Here is a 15821-nt window from a genome sequence, read left to right as displayed (position 1 = left end):
GCACGACATTGGAATAGGCCGAGGACACGCCGCCGACGATGCCAGCACGGGCATCGCGGCCGAAGAGCCGCGTCATGACCAGGTGCCCGGCGGACCAGGTGATGGCAACCGCCGCAAAATAGGCGCTCCACAGCGACCATGGCGCCACGCCATGGAAATCGGACTGCACCATCGTCTGGAACAAGAGCAGCGGCATAGCCACGTTGACGGCGAACTCGGATATGCCCTCACCACTCACCGGCTTCAGATAGCCGGTAAGGCCGGCGAAATAGCCGAGCGCAACGAGACTGAAGACGAAGAGGACGGTTTCGGTGAGCGGCGTCATTGTTCGGGCGGAGACATCTTTCCCGTGATAGGCAAGCCCCGAGCGCCGTGCAATCGGCCGTTCTCCGGCCGACCGTTGGTCCTCCGCTTGTTTTTCAGCCGGCTTTGCGGTCCCTATATGCCGATCATGGCCCCGGCCTCTCCGGCCGCCATAAGGACTTCACATGCTGCGACTTGCCCTGGCGCTTTTCCTGCTTGCCGTTCCCACCCTCGCCCACGCAACCGACGCCGGCTGGGCGCTGCTGCGCGATGGCGGCCATATCGTCCTGCTTAGGCATGCCTTCGTCACCGGGACCACCGATCCGGCGAATTTCGACATCGGCAATTGCGCCACCCAGCTCAACCTGTCCGAGCGCGGCAAGCAGCAGTCAAGCCGCATCGGGGCGCTGTTTGCGGCGCGCGCAGCGCCCATCGAGCGTGTGCTCTCCAGCCGCTACTGCCGCTGCCTTGACACCGCCCGCATCGCTTTCGAGGCCGAACCGAAACCATTTGCGCCGCTCGACCTGCTCAAGACCGATTCGGCTGAGAAGGCCGCTCAGATGGAGGCGGTGATGAAGGAGATCCGGGGCTATTCCGGCTCTGACAATCTGGTGCTGGTCACGCATCTGGAAAACATCCAGGCGCTCACCGGCGTCTCGCCGCGCGAGGGCGAGGCCGTGGTCGTGGCGCCTAATGGAGACGGCCTCAAAGTGCTCGGCCGCGTCACCTTCTGACGGCATAGGTCTGCCCAGCTCAGCACTGTGGCCGAAATGCCACAGCCGCAAGAAGCCGCAAGCCCCCGCGATAATGCCGCTTGCGACAAGCCGTCGCAGGGTCTATAGGCGCGCTCCCGGTCACGAAAACCGAAGCGAGCACAACGGTTGGAGCTTTCGTCTCCGCCCGCGCAGCCGGCTTTGCCGCGCTGTGTACGGCGCCGTTTCGGAGTGTTGGGATCGCCGATGTAGCTCAGAGGAAGAGCGCCGGATTTGGGTCCGGAGGTCAGGGGTTCGAGTCCCTTCATCAGCACCACGGATAGCTCAGTTTGGTTAGAGCGTCAGACTCATAATCTGATTGTCGAAGGTTCGATTCCTTCTCCAACGGCCTGTTAAGCCGACACCTCCGGGTGGTGTTATCCAAAACGGTCCGGGGACCGGAATGCAGAAGACCTGACGGACGGCTAAGCCTTCGGCCGAGGCCGTATCGAACGGTCCGATGCCATCGGCTCGCGGCCAGGCTCGCGGTGACGATCAAGGCGCGGCAATGCCGGCAAAGGAGCCTTCGGGCGCCGGCGCCCGCCTTGCCGCCCCGCGATCCGCTCCCGAAGGCCCGCCGCCTGGCGATGCCACCGGTCTCCGGATCATTCGTGCCGGGAAACGAAACGAGAAACGAAAGGACGATCGACGCATGACGTGACGCCTCACATGGGGCCATGCCCGACAGGAGTAAAGACAATGAAGACCATTCTCGAAAAGGTTCTGGGACGCCAGCGCGTCCTCGTGAAGGAAAATGAACGTGCCGTTGCCCTCTACAAGGGCGAGATCCAGGCTGTCCTGATGCCGGGCGAACATTGGCTCGACAACCGGCGCGGAAACCTGGAAATCTCCAGGCACGACCTGAAGAACCCGGAATTCGTTTCGGCCTACGAGAAGGCATTGTTCGACAAGCTCCCGGATGTGGCCGCGCGTCACTTCACCGTGGTTCGCACCGGGCGCACCGACATTGCCGTGATCGAGCGCGACGGCGCCCTTCATGCCGTTCTCGCTCCGGATCGCAAGCTCGTGCTGTGGACGGATGCCGGCCCGTGGGCGGTGACCTCCGTCGACACGGCGGCCGATCTGGCCGTCGATCCGGCCTTGATGCGCCGGATCGGCCAGGCCCGAAAGACGGAACACATGTTCCTGCATCCGGTCGTGGACGGTCAGGTCGGTCTGCTGTTCGTGGACGGCGTCTACACCCGCACGCTTGCCGCGGGGGTGCACGCCTTCTGGAATGTCGGGCGCATGGTCCAGGTGAAGGTCGTCGACCTCAAGCGGCAGTCGCTTGATGTCGCCGGGCAGGAAGTGCTGACCAAGGATCGCGTGACGATCCGCGTCAACATCGCCGTCGAATACCGGGTCGTCGATCCGGTGACGGCGGTGAGCACGGTGAAGGACTTCTCGGAAGCCCTCTACCGCGCCCTGCAGTACGCCTTCCGCAAGACGCTCGGCGCGCTCACCCTCGACCAGATCCTCGATAAGAAGATCACGGTCGATGAGGAGGCAGCCGCCAAGGTGCGTTCCGACATGGCCGCGATCGGCCTCGAGGTCAGCGATATCGCGCTTAAGGATGTGATCCTGCCGGGCGAGATGCGCGAGATCCTCAACCAGGTGGTTTCGGCCGAGAAGCAGGCCGAGGCCAACGTCATCCGCCGCCGCGAGGAGACGAACGCCACGCGTTCGCTGCTCAACACGGCCAAGGTGATGGCCGAGAATCCGGTGATGCTGCGGCTGAAGGAACTCGAGGCTCTCGAGGCCATCGCCGGCAAGGTCGAGCGCCTGACTGTCCACAACGGGACGGGCGGGCTGCTCAACGATCTGGTCAAGCTCCGCGAAGGCTGAGCTTACGCCACGTAAAATGGGAAGGGCCGCCGGTTGCCCGGCGGCCCTTCTTGCGTCCACAAAGCCGGCATCCCATCTGCGCCCGGCGTGTCAGGCCTTTTCCTGCCCGGAAAAACCGATTAGACAGCGCCAAAACAAGATGCGGACAGATTCCGCCCGCAACCGAAGGAAGAGCCCTTGTCCACCACGTTCGAGAAAGTCGCCAAGATCATTGCCGACACCAGCGAGATCGATATCGACACCATCACGCCCGAAAGCCATACCATCGACGATCTCGGCATCGACAGCCTCGATTTCCTCGACATCGTCTTTGCCATCGACAAGGAATTCGGCATCAAGGTGCCGCTCGAGAAGTGGACGCAAGAGGTCAATGACGGCAAGGCTTCGACCGACGACTACTTCGTCATGCAGAACCTGTGCGCCAAGATCGACGCGCTGGTCGCGGCCAAGGCCGCCTGAAGAGCGCGACCTTGCCCCGCCTTCAGCCTGACCAGCAAAGCCGCTCATGAGCAGCCCGCGCGACGTCGTCATCACCGGCATCGGCCTTGTCTCTTCGCTGGGAGAAGGACCGGACGCGCATTGGCAGAAGCTGACCCGGCCGGGCGTTGAGCCGGTGCTCGATGCGACGCGCTTTGCGCCCTACACAATTCATCCCCTGCCCGAGATCGACTGGAACCTGCAGATCGCCAAGCGCGGCGACCAGCGCCAGATGGAGACCTGGCAGCGGCTCGGCACCTATGTCGCCGGCCTGGCGCTGGACGACGCCGGCATCAAGGGCAATGACGAGCTTTGCGCGACCATGGACATGGTTGTGGCGGCCGGCGGCGGCGAGCGCGACGAGGCCGTGGACAGCGCGATCCTGGCGGCGTCCGAGAGCCGCAACGACCGCGACGTGCTGCTCAACGAGAAGCTGACCACGGAATTGCGGCCGACGCTGTTCCTCGCCCAGCTTTCCAATCTGCTCGCCGGCAACATCTCCATCGTGCACAAGGTCACCGGCTCGTCTCGTACCTTCATGGGCGAGGAAGGCGCCGGCGTCTCTGCCGTTGAGACGGCCGCCGCGCGCATCCGCTCCGGCCAGTCGACCCATGTGCTGGTCGGCGGCGCCTTCCAGACCGAGCACTCAGACATGCTGCTCGGCTATGAGCTCGCCGGTTATCTGCATCGCGGCCCGTGGAGACCGGTCTGGCAAAGACAGGGCGCGGAAGGCGGCGGCGTGGTGACGGGCTCGGGCGGCGCTTTCTTGGTGCTCGAACAGCGCGAGCATGCGCAGAGCCGGGGTCGCAAGATCTATGCTGAGCTCGGTCCTGTGGTTTCCGGCCGGGCGAGGCGCCGGCGCGGCGAGCTGAATGCCGAAATCGCCGCTTTGCTGAAGCAGGCGGCGCTGCCCGCCGGCGAATTGCTGACCATTTCCGGTGCCTCCGGCGCCCATGCCGCCACGGCGGCCGAAAAGGTGGCACTCGATGCCAACCCGGCGCTTGCAGTGCGCGCCTTCTCGACGCTCACCGGCCACATGAAGGAAGCGCAGTTCCCCTTCGCCGTGGCGCTTGCCGCGCTCGCCGTCGACCGCAAGGCCCCCTACCCTGTCTTCGATGCCACAGTGGAGCAACCATTCGAAGGCGCCCCCAGCTCCGTCCTTGCAACGGCGATCGGCTATCACCAATTCGAGGGCCTGGGGCTGATCAAGGCCGCTTAGAGCGAGACAGACAGAACATGGCCAATCTCCGCGATCACATGGGCAGGCCTATCGTCGCCGTGACCGGCATCGGCGTGGTGACTTCGCTTGGCGTCGGCAAGGCCGACAACTGGGCGGCGCTGACCTCAGGCAAATCCGGCATCCATCCGATCACCCGTTTTCCCGTCGATCATCTGAACACCCGCATCTCCGGCATGGTCGATTTCCTGCCGTCGAGCTCCAAGGGTGCCAGTCCCCTCACCTACGAGCTGGCCGAGACGGCCGCCCAGGAAGCGGTGTCGGAGGCCGGCCTCGATTCCGGCGATTTCGGCGGCCCGCTCTTTCTCGCCTCGCCGCCGGTCGAGCTCGATTGGGCCGACCGCTTCTCGCTCTACAATTCCGACAAGAAGGAAAGCGGTTCCGAGAGATTGCTGCGCGTGGCGCGCGGACTGAAGGAGCTCGGCATTTTCGAGACCACCCAGTTCGGCTCGATCGCCGATCGCCTGGCCGATCGTTTTGGCACGCGCGGCCTGCCGATCACGCTGTCGACAGCCTGCGCGTCAGGCGCCACCGCCATCCAGCTCGGTGTCGAGGCGATCCGCCGCGGCGAATGCGACAAGGCGCTGTCGATCGGCGCCGACGGTTCCGCCACGGCCGAAGCCCTGATCCGCTTCTCGCTGCTCTCGGCGCTTTCCACCCACAACGACATTCCCGAAAAGGCCTCGAAGCCCTTCTCCAGGGACCGTGACGGTTTTGTCCTTGCCGAGGGTTCCGGCGCGCTTGTGCTGGAATCGCTGGAGGCGGCACTTGCCCGGGGTGCCACTATCCTCGGCATCATGCGCGGCTGCGGCGAGCGCGCCGACGACTTCCACCGCACCCGCTCCAAGCCTGACGGTTCGCCGGCCATCGCCGCGGTACGCGCCGCCCTTGCCGATGCCGGCTTGAGCGAAGACGAGATCGACTACGTCAACGCGCACGGCACCTCGACGCCGGAAAACGACAAGATGGAGCATCTGTCGCTGTCGACCGTGTTCGGCGAGCGGATCGGCTCGATGCCGATCTCGTCGAACAAGTCGATGATCGGCCACACGCTGTCCGCCGCCGGCGCGGTCGAGGCCGCGTTCTCGCTGATGACCATGCGCGAAAGCGTCATCCCGCCGACCATCAATTACGACAATCCTGATCCGGCAATCGTGCTCGACGTGGTGCCAAACAAGAAGCGCAACGCCGAGGTCGGCACGGTTCTGTCGAATTCCTTCGGCTTCGGCGGCCAGAACACCTGCCTTGTCATGGCGCGGGAACCGGTCTAAGCGGACGTTTTCCCGCTTCCAAAGTACCAACAGGCCAAATGCGCGCATTGCAACTTATCGAGGACCGCCGCCTTGAAACGGTGGACCTTCCGCCTCCCCCGCCGCCTTCGCAAGGTGAAGTGACGCTCCGCATCAAGGCGGTGGCGCTCAACCATATCGACGTCTGGGGCTGGCGCGGCATGGCCTTCGCCAAGCGCAAGCTGCCGCTGGTCGTCGGCGCCGAAGCCTCGGGCGAGGTCGAGGCGGTCGGACCCGGCGTCTCCACCCTCCTGCCGGGGCAACTGGTGTCGATCTACGGCGCGCGAACCTGCGGGCTCTGCCGTGCCTGCCGCGAGGGCCGCGACAATCTTTGCGAGCACGTCTCCGGCGTCCACGGTTTTCATCTCGACGGCTTCGCGCAGGAAAAGATCAACCTGCCTGCCCGTCTCCTGGTGCCTGCGCCGCCCGGTGTCTCCGATATCGGCGCTGCCGTCGCACCCGTCACCTTCGGCACGGTCGAGCATATGCTGTTCGACAACGCGAAACTGGAGCCCGGTGAAACCATCCTCGTCCATGCCGGCGGCTCCGGCATCGGCACCGCAGCCATCCAATTGGCGAAGCGCATGGGCTGCACGGTCATCACTACGGTCGGCTCGAACGACAAGATCGACAAGGCGAAGGCGCTTGGCGCCGACCATGTCATCAACTATCGCGAGGATCGCTTCGAAGGCGTGGTGCGCAAGCTGACGAAGAAGAAGGGCGTCGATGTCGTGTTCGAGCATGTCGGCGCCGACACCTTTGCCGGCTCGATGCTGTGCCTGAAGCGCGGCGGCCGCCTCGTCACCTGCGGCTCGACCTCCGGCGTCTCGACGCAGGTCAATCTGATGCAGCTTTTCCAGCAACAGCTGAAGCTGCTCGGCTCCTTCGGCTGCCGCATGGAGAACATGGCCGATGCCATGCAGAAGATGGCGGCCGGTCTCGTCGCGCCCGTGATCGACACCGAAGTCGGCTTCGACGACATCGACGCCGCGCTGAAGCGCATGGAAGGCCGCGACGTCTTCGGCAAGATCATTCTTCGCGTTTCCTAAGACAAGATGGTCGGCAAGGTACTCAAGAAAGCCCGCCGGGACTTCATGTTCCGCTATGGCCGGCGGCTACGCCAAATGGAGCACTGGCTGGTGGCGCGGCTTGCCATGGCGATCATCGGCCTGCTGCGCCTTTTGCCGCCTGACAGCGCGCTCAACTTCGCCGACCGCGTCGCCCGCCGCATCGGGCCGATGGTCGGACGGCACAGGGTAGCCGTCAACAATCTGCGCCTTGCCTATCCGCAAAAGAGCGATGCCGAAATCGAGGCCATCGCGTCCGACATGTGGGGCAACATGGCCCGGCTTGCCGCCGAATACATCTTCCTCGATGCCCTCTTCGATTTTGACCCGAATGCCGCCAAGCCGGGCCGGGTCGAGGTCAGCGGTATCGAGCATTTCGTCGAAATCGCAGGCGAAAAGAAGCCGCACATCCTGTTCACCGGCCATCTCGGCAATTTCGAGCTTTTGCCGGTCGCCGCCGCCACCTTCGGCATGAACATCACGGCACTGTTCCGCCCGCCCAACAATCCCTACCTTGCCGACTACATCCACTCGACACGCCGCTCGAGCATGGGAGGCCTGCTGCCGTCCTCGACCGGCGCATCGTTCGCCCTTGCCGCCATCCTGGAAAACGGCGGCAATATCGGCGTGCTGGTCGATCAGAAATTCACGAACGGCGTCGAGACGACCTTCTTTGGTCGCCCCTGCCAGAGCAATCCCGTGCTGGGGATGCTCGCCCGCCACTATGACTGCGATGTCTATCCGGCGCGCTGCGTCAGGCTGCCGGGAAACCGTTTCCGATTGGAAATCGAAGACAAGCTCGACTTGCCGCGCACCGAAACCGGCAGCGTCGATGTTCACGCCACCACGCAGCTGCTCGCCGACGTCGTTGAGCGCTGGGTGCGCGAGGATCCCGGACAGTGGATGTGGTTCCACAAGCGCTGGGAGATGAGCGGCCGCCGACGTAAGCGGCGTTAGCAGGCCAAGGTCAGCTAAAGCGGCCGAGAACGTTCAGATCGCTTTCGTCTGGATCAAACGCGGAACCGCTTTGAAATAGCCTGCTGCTAGGCGTGTTGCGTCCAATGCGCAACGCAAAGCCGCGAGGACCAAGTCCACGCGGCTCCAGGTTCAGCTGTCTCAAAGCGGAGCGGGGATGGTGAAGTTCGGCCGGAACGTATCCATCGTGGCACCGTTGCGATCCTCGGAAAGCAGTGTGTCCGAGCCGAAGCTTGCCCGCAGGCCAACCACGTATTTGTGGATGTTCACGCTGCCTGAAGCCTCCGAGATGGTCAGGTGATCCAACTGGTAGCGCCCGAATACCGACCACGGCGTCCCATCGAACCTGTATGTAGCCTGCAAGGCGGCTGTGACAGTATCGAGGTGGCCGCCATCCGCGGAAAGCCTCGAGAAGCCGAGTTCGCCATCGAAACGGAGATTGTCCTGGGCGAAGAAGCGCACCACTCCACGGCCGCCCCAGTTGTCCAAATGCTCCGAAAAGCCGCTGGCCCGGCCATAATAAATTTGGCCGTAGATCGTCACGTTGCCGAAATAGGCCTGAGCCTCTGGACCGACAGTGAAGGTATAAAGGTCTAAGTCACCGATGCCGTTATCGCCGCCAAATCCGTTTATCGTCGCAAATCCACCCAGCGCATATGAGCTCGGATCGCGCCAGTAGCCATGGATCGCACCGCCGTAGCTGTAGACGTTCGTGCCTTCGACCCAAAGCGAATCGATCACCGCGTCGGTCTGGATGTTCCAGCGGGCGTCGATCGGGAAATTCACCCGAACGGCGCCGCCGGCAGTCGTGCCATCCGTGTCGTCCCCGGGGGTCGCGAAATAGAGACCTCCGAGATAGATTTCGCCATAACCTGATATATGCGGCTGCGCGAGTTCCTGGTCCAGAAGAACGGGTGCATCGGCAGCAAAAGCCGAGGTTGCGGTTGCCGCGATCGCAGCGCTCAATAGAAATCGATACATTAAAGTCCCCAAGCAGCCAGAACAACGCTTCGTACTTACCACTGCGCCGTCATGCAAACCAGCTCCGGCGATGCTCACGCTAGTATAAGCTGCTTGTTTTTGAAGCATGTGCGGCATTGCTGCAACGCTCTGAGCAGGCGCAGCCATCAAATGCTGCCTGCGGCCTAGGCAGCCCTCTCCGGCCCGTTTCAATCGGTGACGACGATTCGCGTGTTGCCGTAGCCGGCTTCCTTCACCATCGAATAGAAAGTCGCGGCATTGGCCGTATGCAGGCGCACGCAGCCATGCGAGGCCGGACGCCCGAGATATTTCACGGCGCCGGTGCCGTGAATGGCGTAGCCGCCGCGGAAGAACACCGAATACGGCATCGGCGAATTGTCATACTTGCGCGAGTACCACATCCGCGCGGTCCATTGCGGCCGGTAGCTGCCGCGCGGTGTGAAGTAGCCCCTTCGGGCCGTCGATACATTCCAGCGATACAGCACCTGGCCGTATCTGCTGACGGTCATTGTCTGCGTCGAGACGTCGATATTGGCGACCAGCGAAGCCGCCCGGCTTGCGATCGACGTGCCGAGCAACGTGGTTGCCAGCACGGCCGCCATGAGGCTGGATTTTTTCATGCGATGAACCCCTTCGATTGCCCCCTGCCATCACGTGGTCTCTTTTCCATCATTTTCGCCGGCAGGTGCGTTAAGTACCACACACTCCTTGACAAATTCGCCAATTCGATTTCGCGAATTTGAATGATTTCCCGTCATAGTTGCTGGGCCGCCACCCACTCTCAACGGTTTAAGCGCGAGCCTGCCCTCAATCATTGTCCGGCAACCGCGAAAGGCAGCTTGCAAAAGCGCCGCGTTGCTTCTTCAATCAGCAGGATGAATGAACGACTCCTCCGGGCCGTCGATGACCGGGTCGACGACCTGATCGCGCTGACCGCCGAGCTCATCCGCTTTCCGACCGTCAATCCGCCCGGCGAGGCCTACCGGCCATGTGCCGAGTATCTTGGCGCACGCCTCAAGAAGCTCGGCTTCGAAACCGAATTCATTCGCGCAGAAGGCACGCCCGGCGACACCGACCGCTACCCGCGCGTCAATGTCGTCGCCCGCTTCGACGGCCGCTCGCCCGGTGCCTGCGTCCATTTCAACTCGCATATCGACGTGGTCGAGGCCGGCGAAGGCTGGACCGTCGATCCTTTCGCCGGCCTGGTGAAGGAAGGTAGGGTCTACGGCCGCGGCGCCTGCGACATGAAAGGCGGGCTGGCGGCTTCTGTCATTGCCGCCGAAGCCTTCATGGAGGTCTATCCCGACTTTCCCGGCGCCATAGAGATATCCGGCACGGTCGACGAGGAATCCGGCGGGTTCGGCGGCGTCGCCCATCTGGCGAAGCTCGGCTATTTCTCGAAGCCGAAGGTCGACCACGTCATCATCCCCGAGCCGCTGAACAAGGACCGCATCTGCCTTGGCCATCGCGGGGTCTGGTGGGCCGAGATCGAGACCAAGGGCGAGATCGCGCATGGCTCGATGCCGTTCCTCGGCGACAACGCGGTGCGCCATATGGGTGCCGTCGTGCAGGCCTTCGAGGACGAGCTTTTCCCGGCGCTCGACCGCAAGGTGACGCGCATGCCGGTGGTGCCCGAGGGCGCCCGGCGCTCGACCATGAACATCAATTCCGTCCATGGCGGCCAGACCGAGGATTTCCGGCCGGGACTGCCCTCGCCCAACGTGCCGGATTCCTGCCGGCTGACCATCGACCGCCGCTTCCTGCTCGAGGAAGACCTCACCACCGTCAAGGGTGAAGTCACCGGCATCCTCGACCGGCTGAAGCGCGAGCGAGAAAAGTTCGACTACGAGATCCGCGACCTGATGGAGGTGCTGCCGCTGATGACCGAGCGCGACGCGCCGGTGGTGAAAGCCGTCGCCAAGGGCATCATGGAAATCTTCGACCGCGAGCCGGAATACGTCATTTCGCCCGGTACCTACGACCAGAAGCATGTTGTCCGCATTGGCCAGATCTACGACTGCATCGCTTATGGCCCCGGCATCCTCGATCTCGCGCATCGGCCGGACGAATGGGTGGGCATCGCCGACATGGTGGACGCGGCCAAGGTGATGGCGATCGGCCTCGACGTGCTGCTGCGCGGTACGACCGGCTGATCGGGAAAAACATTTCGCTTGGCGCCACCCGGCAGCACGAAACGCAATTTACTCACAGGCCAAATCACGCTTCTATCCGCTTGGCTTGTCCGTTTGACCGCATGGGAGTTCGGCAATGAGATTGTGGAAGACCATTTTGGCCGCCGCTGTGCTTACTTTCGCGGCCGCCACGTCGGCATTTTCGGCCCGTACCGACCTCGTCATCGGCATTCCGCTCGAACCCCCGCATCTCGATCCGACCGCGGGCGCCGCCGCCGCCATCGACGAGGTGCTCTACGCCAATGTCTTCGAAGGTCTCACCCGCATCGGTCCGAACGGCGAGGTGATCCCCGACCTTGCCGAAAGCTGGACCATCTCGGATGACGGCAAGATCTACACTTTCAAGCTGCACACCGGCGTGAAATTCCACGACGGCAGCGATTTCAGCGCCGACGACGTGAAATTCTCTCTCGACCGTGCCCGGGCCGACAATTCGGTCAACGCCCAAAAGGGGCTGTTCGCGCAGATCGACAAGGTCGATGTCGTCGATCCGGCGACGGTGAAGGTCACGCTGAAAAACCCGCAAGGCTCCTTCCTGTACAATATGGGCTGGGGCGACGCGGTGATGGTGTCGCCGAAATCGGCCGACACCAACAAGGAAAAGCCGGTCGGCACAGGCCCCTTCAAGTTCCAGAACTGGGCCAAGGGCTCGTCGATCACGCTTGTGAAGTCGGATAATTACTGGGGTGCCCCGGTTGCGCTCGACAAGGTCGAGTTCCGCATCGTACCCGACGCCGCCGCCGCCGTGCCGGCGCTGCTTTCGGGCGACATCCAGGCCTTCCCCTTCTTCGATCCCGACAGCGTCTCTCAGGTCAAGGACGATCCGCGTTTCAAAGTGGTGATCGGCTCCACCGAAGGCGAGACGATTCTTTCGATCAACAACAAGAAGCCGCCCTTCGACAAGCTCCAGGTGCGCCAGGCCATCTCCTTCGCGCTCGACCGCAAGGCGATCATCGACGGCGCCTCGGCGGGCCTGGGAGTGCCGATCGGCTCGCATATGTCGCCCGCCAACAAAGACTATGTCGACCTCACCGGCCTCTATCCGCACAATGTCGACAAGGCCAAGGAACTGCTGAAGGAAGCCGGCCTAGAAAAAGGCTTCAAGGCGACGCTGAAGCTGCCGCCGCCGTCCTATGCGCGGCTTGGCGGCGAGATCATCGCGTCCGAGCTGCGCGATGTCGGCATCGATCTGGAGATCATCCCCGTCGAATGGGCGCAATGGCTGGATCAGGTCTTCACCAAGAAGGACTACGACCTCACCATCGTCTCCCACACCGAGCCGAACGACATCGATATCTATTCGCGCAAGGACTATTACTTCAACTACGACAACCCGGCCTTCGATGCCATCATCGCCAAGCTCAACCTGACCTCGGACGAGGCGAAGCGGAAGGAGCTGCTGGCAGAGGCGCAGAAGATCCTCGCCGACGACGCCGTGGTCGGCTTCCTTTACGAGCTGCCGAAGGTCGGGGTCTGGGACGCGAAGCTGCAGGGCCTGTGGGAGAATGCACCGATTCAGGCCAATGACCTTACCAAGGTGAAGTGGACGGATTGACGCCGGCGCGGTCGCCTGATCGCCTCCCATGGCCACCTATCTCCTCAAGCGCCTCATCATCGCGACCATCACGCTGGTGCTGGCCTCGATGGTGGTGTTTGCGGTGATGGAAATCCTGCCTGGCGACCCGGCGCGCCTGATGCTGGGCTTCAACGCCAGCGCCGACCAGGTCGAGCTGTTGCGCAACCAGATGGGCCTGAACGCGCCGCTTGTCCTGCGCTACCTGCACTGGGCGGGCGGGTTGCTCAGCCTCGATTTCGGTCGCTCCTACACCTATTCGGTTCCCGTCATCGACCTCGTGGGTGAGCGCGTCGTCGTTTCTCTGCCGCTGGCGCTAATCGCGCTGGCGCTGTCGACCGTCATAGCCATTCCGGTCGGGGTGTTTTCCGCCGGCCGCCAGGGCCGGGCCGGCGACACAGTCGCCATGGGTGCTGCCCAACTCGGCGTTGCCGTGCCGAATTTCTGGTTCGCGCTGATGCTGATCTATCTCTTCGCCGTCTGGCTGCGGCTGGTGCCGGCGGGTGGGTTTCCTGGCTGGGGCGCCGGGATCTGGCCGGCGGTAAAATCGCTGCTGCTGCCGGCGGTGGCGCTGGCGCTGCCGCAGGCGGCGATCCTGGCGCGCGTCGCCCGCTCGGCGCTGATCGAGGTGCTCAACGAAGACTATATCCGCACCGCCCGCGCCAAAGGCCTGCCCTACCGCGCCGTGCTCTGGCGCCACGCGCTGCGCAACGCCATGATCCCGGTGCTCACCATTCTCGGCCTGCAATTCGCGTTCCTGCTTGCCGGCACCATCATCATCGAGAATGTCTTCTATCTGCCGGGGCTTGGACGGCTGGTTTTCCAAGCCATCACCCAGCGCGACCTGATCGTCGTCGAGAGCGTCGTCATGCTGCTGGTCGCCGCCGTGATCGCCGTCAATCTGCTGGTCGACTTCTCCTACGCCGTTGTCGATCCGCGGCTCAGGGGCCGGCAATGATAATGCGCGTCGACCTGCCCGAGGAAACGCTTGCCGGGGTTCTGGCCAAAGCCTTCGGCAACCGCTCTTTTCTGATCGGCTTCGCCATCACGCTGCTGGTGGCCGCGATTGCGCTGCTCTCCTTTGTATGGACGCCCTACGACGTCACCAAGCTGGTCATCGCAGACAAGACGCAGGCGCCCTCGTGGACGCATTGGTTCGGCACCGACCATTTCGGTCGCGACATCCTTTCGATGATCATGGTCGGCGCACGCAACTCAATCGCGGTAGCGCTGGTGGCGGTCGGCATCGGCATGGGCATCGGCGTGCCGCTCGGCGCCTTCGCGGCGGCGCGGGGCGGCCTTGCCGACGAGGCGCTGATGCGCATCAACGATCTCGTCTTCGCCTTCCCGGCACTACTGTCGGCGATCATGATCACCGCCATCTTCGGGCCGGGCGCCGTCAACGCCATCATCGCCATTGGCATCTTCAACATCCCGGTCTTCGCGCGCGTCGCCCGCGCCGGCGCCTTGGCGATCTGGCCGCGCGAATTCATCCTCGCCGCGCGCGCTGCCGGCAAGGGCATGACGCAGATTTCTGTCGAGCACATCCTGCCCAACATCGCGACGCTGCTGCTGGTACAGGGCACGATCCAGTTTGCGCTGGGCATCCTCGCCGAAGCGGGGCTTTCCTATGTGGGCCTGGGCGCGCAGCCGCCAATGCCGAGCTGGGGCCGCATGCTGTTCGACGCGCAGACGCGGATGGTGACGGCGCCGTGGATGGCAATCTTTCCCGGCATGGCGATCATCGTGACCGTGCTTGGGCTCAACCTGCTCGGCGACGGCATCGCCGACATCCTCGATCCGAAATCGCGGCGGCGGCGATGAGCCTGCTCCAGATCGAGAACCTATCGCTTGTCATCGGCGGAACGCGGATCCTGAAGCAGGTCGAGCTTGCGATTGCGCCTGGCGAGGTGGTCGGCCTGGTCGGCGAATCCGGTTCCGGGAAATCGATGACGGCGCTGACGATCATGAGCCTGCTGCCGCATCTAGCTCAAACCAGCGGACGCGTCACTTTCGACGGCATCGACCTCCTTGCAGCGAGCGAGGACCAGATGTGCGCGCTGCGCGGCGACGACATCGGCATGGTTTTCCAGGAGCCGATGACGGCGCTCAATCCAGTCAAGACCATCGGCGAGCAGGTGGCCGAGGGCATTCGCTGGCACACCAGGGCGGGCCGCGCCGAGGCCGAGGATCGCGCGCGAAAAATGCTCGACCGTGTCGGCCTGCCGGAAGCCAAGTTCCCACTGTCGCGCTACCCGCATGAGCTCTCCGGCGGGCAGCGCCAGCGCGTCGTCATCGCCATCGCCTGCGCGCTGAAGCCAAAATTGCTGATTGCCGACGAGCCGACCACGGCGCTCGATGTGGTGCTGCAGGCGCAGATCCTCGACCTGCTGCGCGATCTGGTCAGCGAAAACCGCATGGGCCTGCTGCTCATCTCGCACGACCTTGCGGTAGTGACCGAGATGGCCGACCGCCTGACCATCCTGCGCGGTGGCGAAGTGATGGAAGCCGGCGACACCGCGCGCACGCTGTCGGCACAACACCACCCCTATACGCGCGAGCTGGCGCTGGCTTCCATGCATGTGCCGGCGCGGCCCAAAAAACACCTTGCCGGTTCGGCAAAGCCGCTGCTCGAAGTCGAAGGCCTGAGCCGCGACTATCCGGGTCGGCGCAAATCCTTGTTCCGAGCGGCAGAGCCAATCCACGCCGTCGACGATGTATCGCTAACCATCGAGCCGGCCCAGTCGGTAGCCCTCGTTGGCCGTTCCGGCTGTGGCAAATCCACGCTCGCCCGCATGATCCTGGCATTGGACAAGTCGACGGCGGGCTCAATCCGCTTTCGCGGCCAAACCATCACCGGCAAGTCAGAGGCCGAGCTGAAGCCGGCCAGGCGCGACATGCAGGTTGTCTTCCAGGACCCTTACGGCTCCTTCGATCCACGCCAGAAGGTCGAGAAGCTGGTCGCCGAGCCGTTGCATCTTCTCGAGACCCAGCCGTCGAAAGCCGAGCGGCGCGAGATGGTCGCGCATGCGCTGCATGAGGTCGGACTCGGCCCGCGCGACATGGACAAATATCCGCATGAATTCTCGGGCGGCCAGCGCCAGCGCCTATCGATCGCCCGCGCCATCAT

At 63.6% G+C, this 15821-nt stretch carries 15 protein-coding genes and 2 tRNA genes; 14 read left to right on the top strand and 3 right to left on the bottom strand.

The genetic code is table 11. The annotated features are described in order from the left end of the window. On the bottom strand, positions 1–325 hold a 325-nt coding region (locus tag EOA49_RS23670), incomplete at its 3' end, for an AEC family transporter (protein WP_206520212.1). A gap of 163 nt (positions 326–488) precedes the next feature. Here EOA49_RS23670 and EOA49_RS23665 point away from each other — a divergent pair. From EOA49_RS23665 to EOA49_RS23625, 9 genes are all read left to right on the top strand, one after another. After that, a complete protein-coding gene (locus EOA49_RS23665) occupies positions 489–1037 on the top strand; it encodes a histidine phosphatase family protein (RefSeq protein WP_066999807.1) in 549 nt (182 codons plus the stop codon). Positions 1038–1258: 221 nt separating this feature from the next. Continuing rightward, positions 1259–1332 (top strand) — tRNA-OTHER (locus tag EOA49_RS23660). Then, positions 1333–1401 (top strand) — tRNA-Met (locus EOA49_RS23655). 353 nt (positions 1402–1754) lie between these two features. Then, complete coding sequence (locus tag EOA49_RS23650) at positions 1755–2900, top strand: slipin family protein (RefSeq protein ID WP_127241313.1); 1146 nt, start codon at positions 1755–1757, stop codon at positions 2898–2900. A gap of 177 nt (positions 2901–3077) precedes the next feature. Beyond that, positions 3078–3359 carry an acyl carrier protein gene (locus EOA49_RS23645; protein ID WP_066999801.1) on the top strand — a complete coding sequence of 94 codons (282 nt, stop codon included), beginning with the start codon at positions 3078–3080 and terminating at the stop codon, positions 3357–3359. A gap of 46 nt (positions 3360–3405) precedes the next feature. After that, the gene (locus EOA49_RS23640; protein ID WP_095801918.1) at positions 3406–4596 is read left to right on the top strand and encodes a beta-ketoacyl-ACP synthase; all 1191 of its coding nucleotides are present in this window, start codon (positions 3406–3408) and stop codon (positions 4594–4596) included. Positions 4597–4613: 17 nt separating this feature from the next. Beyond that, on the top strand, positions 4614–5885 hold the full coding sequence (locus EOA49_RS23635) for a beta-ketoacyl-ACP synthase (RefSeq protein ID WP_127243382.1): 1272 nt from the start codon (positions 4614–4616) through the stop codon (positions 5883–5885). Between the two features lie 38 nt (positions 5886–5923). Further along, complete coding sequence (locus tag EOA49_RS23630; RefSeq protein WP_127242256.1) at positions 5924–6952, top strand: zinc-binding dehydrogenase; 1029 nt, start codon at positions 5924–5926, stop codon at positions 6950–6952. Between the two features lie 6 nt (positions 6953–6958). After that, complete coding sequence (locus tag EOA49_RS23625; protein ID WP_127243381.1) at positions 6959–7927, top strand: lipid A biosynthesis lauroyl acyltransferase; 969 nt, start codon at positions 6959–6961, stop codon at positions 7925–7927. A gap of 159 nt (positions 7928–8086) precedes the next feature. On the opposite strand, the gene EOA49_RS23620 is transcribed toward EOA49_RS23625, so the two are convergent. Beyond that, complete coding sequence (locus EOA49_RS23620; RefSeq protein WP_127243380.1) at positions 8087–8911, bottom strand: hypothetical protein; 825 nt, start codon at positions 8909–8911, stop codon at positions 8087–8089. 203 nt (positions 8912–9114) lie between these two features. Then, positions 9115–9546, bottom strand: coding sequence for a L,D-transpeptidase (locus tag EOA49_RS23615; RefSeq protein WP_066999783.1), 432 nt, complete (start codon positions 9544–9546; stop codon positions 9115–9117). 255 nt (positions 9547–9801) lie between these two features. Between EOA49_RS23615 and EOA49_RS23610 the strand changes: the two genes are divergently transcribed. The 5 genes from EOA49_RS23610 to EOA49_RS23590 all read left to right on the top strand — a co-directional run. Continuing rightward, complete coding sequence (locus EOA49_RS23610; RefSeq protein ID WP_095801921.1) at positions 9802–11079, top strand: acetylornithine deacetylase/succinyl-diaminopimelate desuccinylase family protein; 1278 nt, start codon at positions 9802–9804, stop codon at positions 11077–11079. Between the two features lie 115 nt (positions 11080–11194). Then, positions 11195–12673, top strand: coding sequence for an ABC transporter substrate-binding protein (locus tag EOA49_RS23605; RefSeq protein ID WP_095801922.1), 1479 nt, complete (start codon positions 11195–11197; stop codon positions 12671–12673). Between the two features lie 28 nt (positions 12674–12701). After that, positions 12702–13649 carry an ABC transporter permease gene (locus EOA49_RS23600; RefSeq protein ID WP_095801923.1) on the top strand — a complete coding sequence of 316 codons (948 nt, stop codon included), beginning with the start codon at positions 12702–12704 and terminating at the stop codon, positions 13647–13649. Next, positions 13646–14515 (top strand): ABC transporter permease, encoded by an 870-nt coding sequence (locus EOA49_RS23595; protein ID WP_067329386.1) that lies wholly within the window; start codon positions 13646–13648, stop codon positions 14513–14515. The genes EOA49_RS23600 and EOA49_RS23595 overlap by 4 nt, the downstream gene beginning before the upstream one ends. Continuing rightward, on the top strand, positions 14512–15821 hold a 1310-nt coding region (locus EOA49_RS23590), incomplete at its 3' end, for an ATP-binding cassette domain-containing protein (RefSeq protein ID WP_164749269.1). The genes EOA49_RS23595 and EOA49_RS23590, both read left to right, overlap by 4 nt.

It is taken from the genome of Mesorhizobium sp. M1A.F.Ca.IN.020.04.1.1 (genome assembly GCF_003997315.1).
In the GTDB taxonomy this organism is placed as follows: Bacteria; Pseudomonadota; Alphaproteobacteria; order Rhizobiales; family Rhizobiaceae; genus Mesorhizobium.
Note: the sequence above shows the minus strand (reverse complement) of the source record. Positions and strands in the feature narration are given on the sequence as shown.

What these genes read in the sequence shown, in the direction of transcription:
- EOA49_RS23665 (WP_066999807.1), top strand. Translation starts at nt 489, where the DNA reads ATGCTGCGACTTGCCCTGGCGCTTTTCCTGCTTGCCGTTCCCACCCTC.
- EOA49_RS23650 (WP_127241313.1), top strand. Translation starts at nt 1,755, where the DNA reads ATGAAGACCATTCTCGAAAAGGTTCTGGGACGCCAGCGCGTCCTCGTG.
- EOA49_RS23640 (WP_095801918.1), top strand. Translation starts at nt 3,406, where the DNA reads ATGAGCAGCCCGCGCGACGTCGTCATCACCGGCATCGGCCTTGTCTCT.
- EOA49_RS23635 (WP_127243382.1), top strand. Translation starts at nt 4,614, where the DNA reads ATGGCCAATCTCCGCGATCACATGGGCAGGCCTATCGTCGCCGTGACC.
- EOA49_RS23630 (WP_127242256.1), top strand. Translation starts at nt 5,924, where the DNA reads ATGCGCGCATTGCAACTTATCGAGGACCGCCGCCTTGAAACGGTGGAC.
- EOA49_RS23625 (WP_127243381.1), top strand. Translation starts at nt 6,959, where the DNA reads ATGGTCGGCAAGGTACTCAAGAAAGCCCGCCGGGACTTCATGTTCCGC.
- EOA49_RS23615 (WP_066999783.1), bottom strand. Translation starts at nt 9,546, where the DNA reads ATGAAAAAATCCAGCCTCATGGCGGCCGTGCTGGCAACCACGTTGCTC.
- EOA49_RS23610 (WP_095801921.1), top strand. Translation starts at nt 9,802, where the DNA reads ATGAATGAACGACTCCTCCGGGCCGTCGATGACCGGGTCGACGACCTG.
- EOA49_RS23605 (WP_095801922.1), top strand. Translation starts at nt 11,195, where the DNA reads ATGAGATTGTGGAAGACCATTTTGGCCGCCGCTGTGCTTACTTTCGCG.
- EOA49_RS23600 (WP_095801923.1), top strand. Translation starts at nt 12,702, where the DNA reads ATGGCCACCTATCTCCTCAAGCGCCTCATCATCGCGACCATCACGCTG.
- EOA49_RS23595 (WP_067329386.1), top strand. Translation starts at nt 13,646, where the DNA reads ATGATAATGCGCGTCGACCTGCCCGAGGAAACGCTTGCCGGGGTTCTG.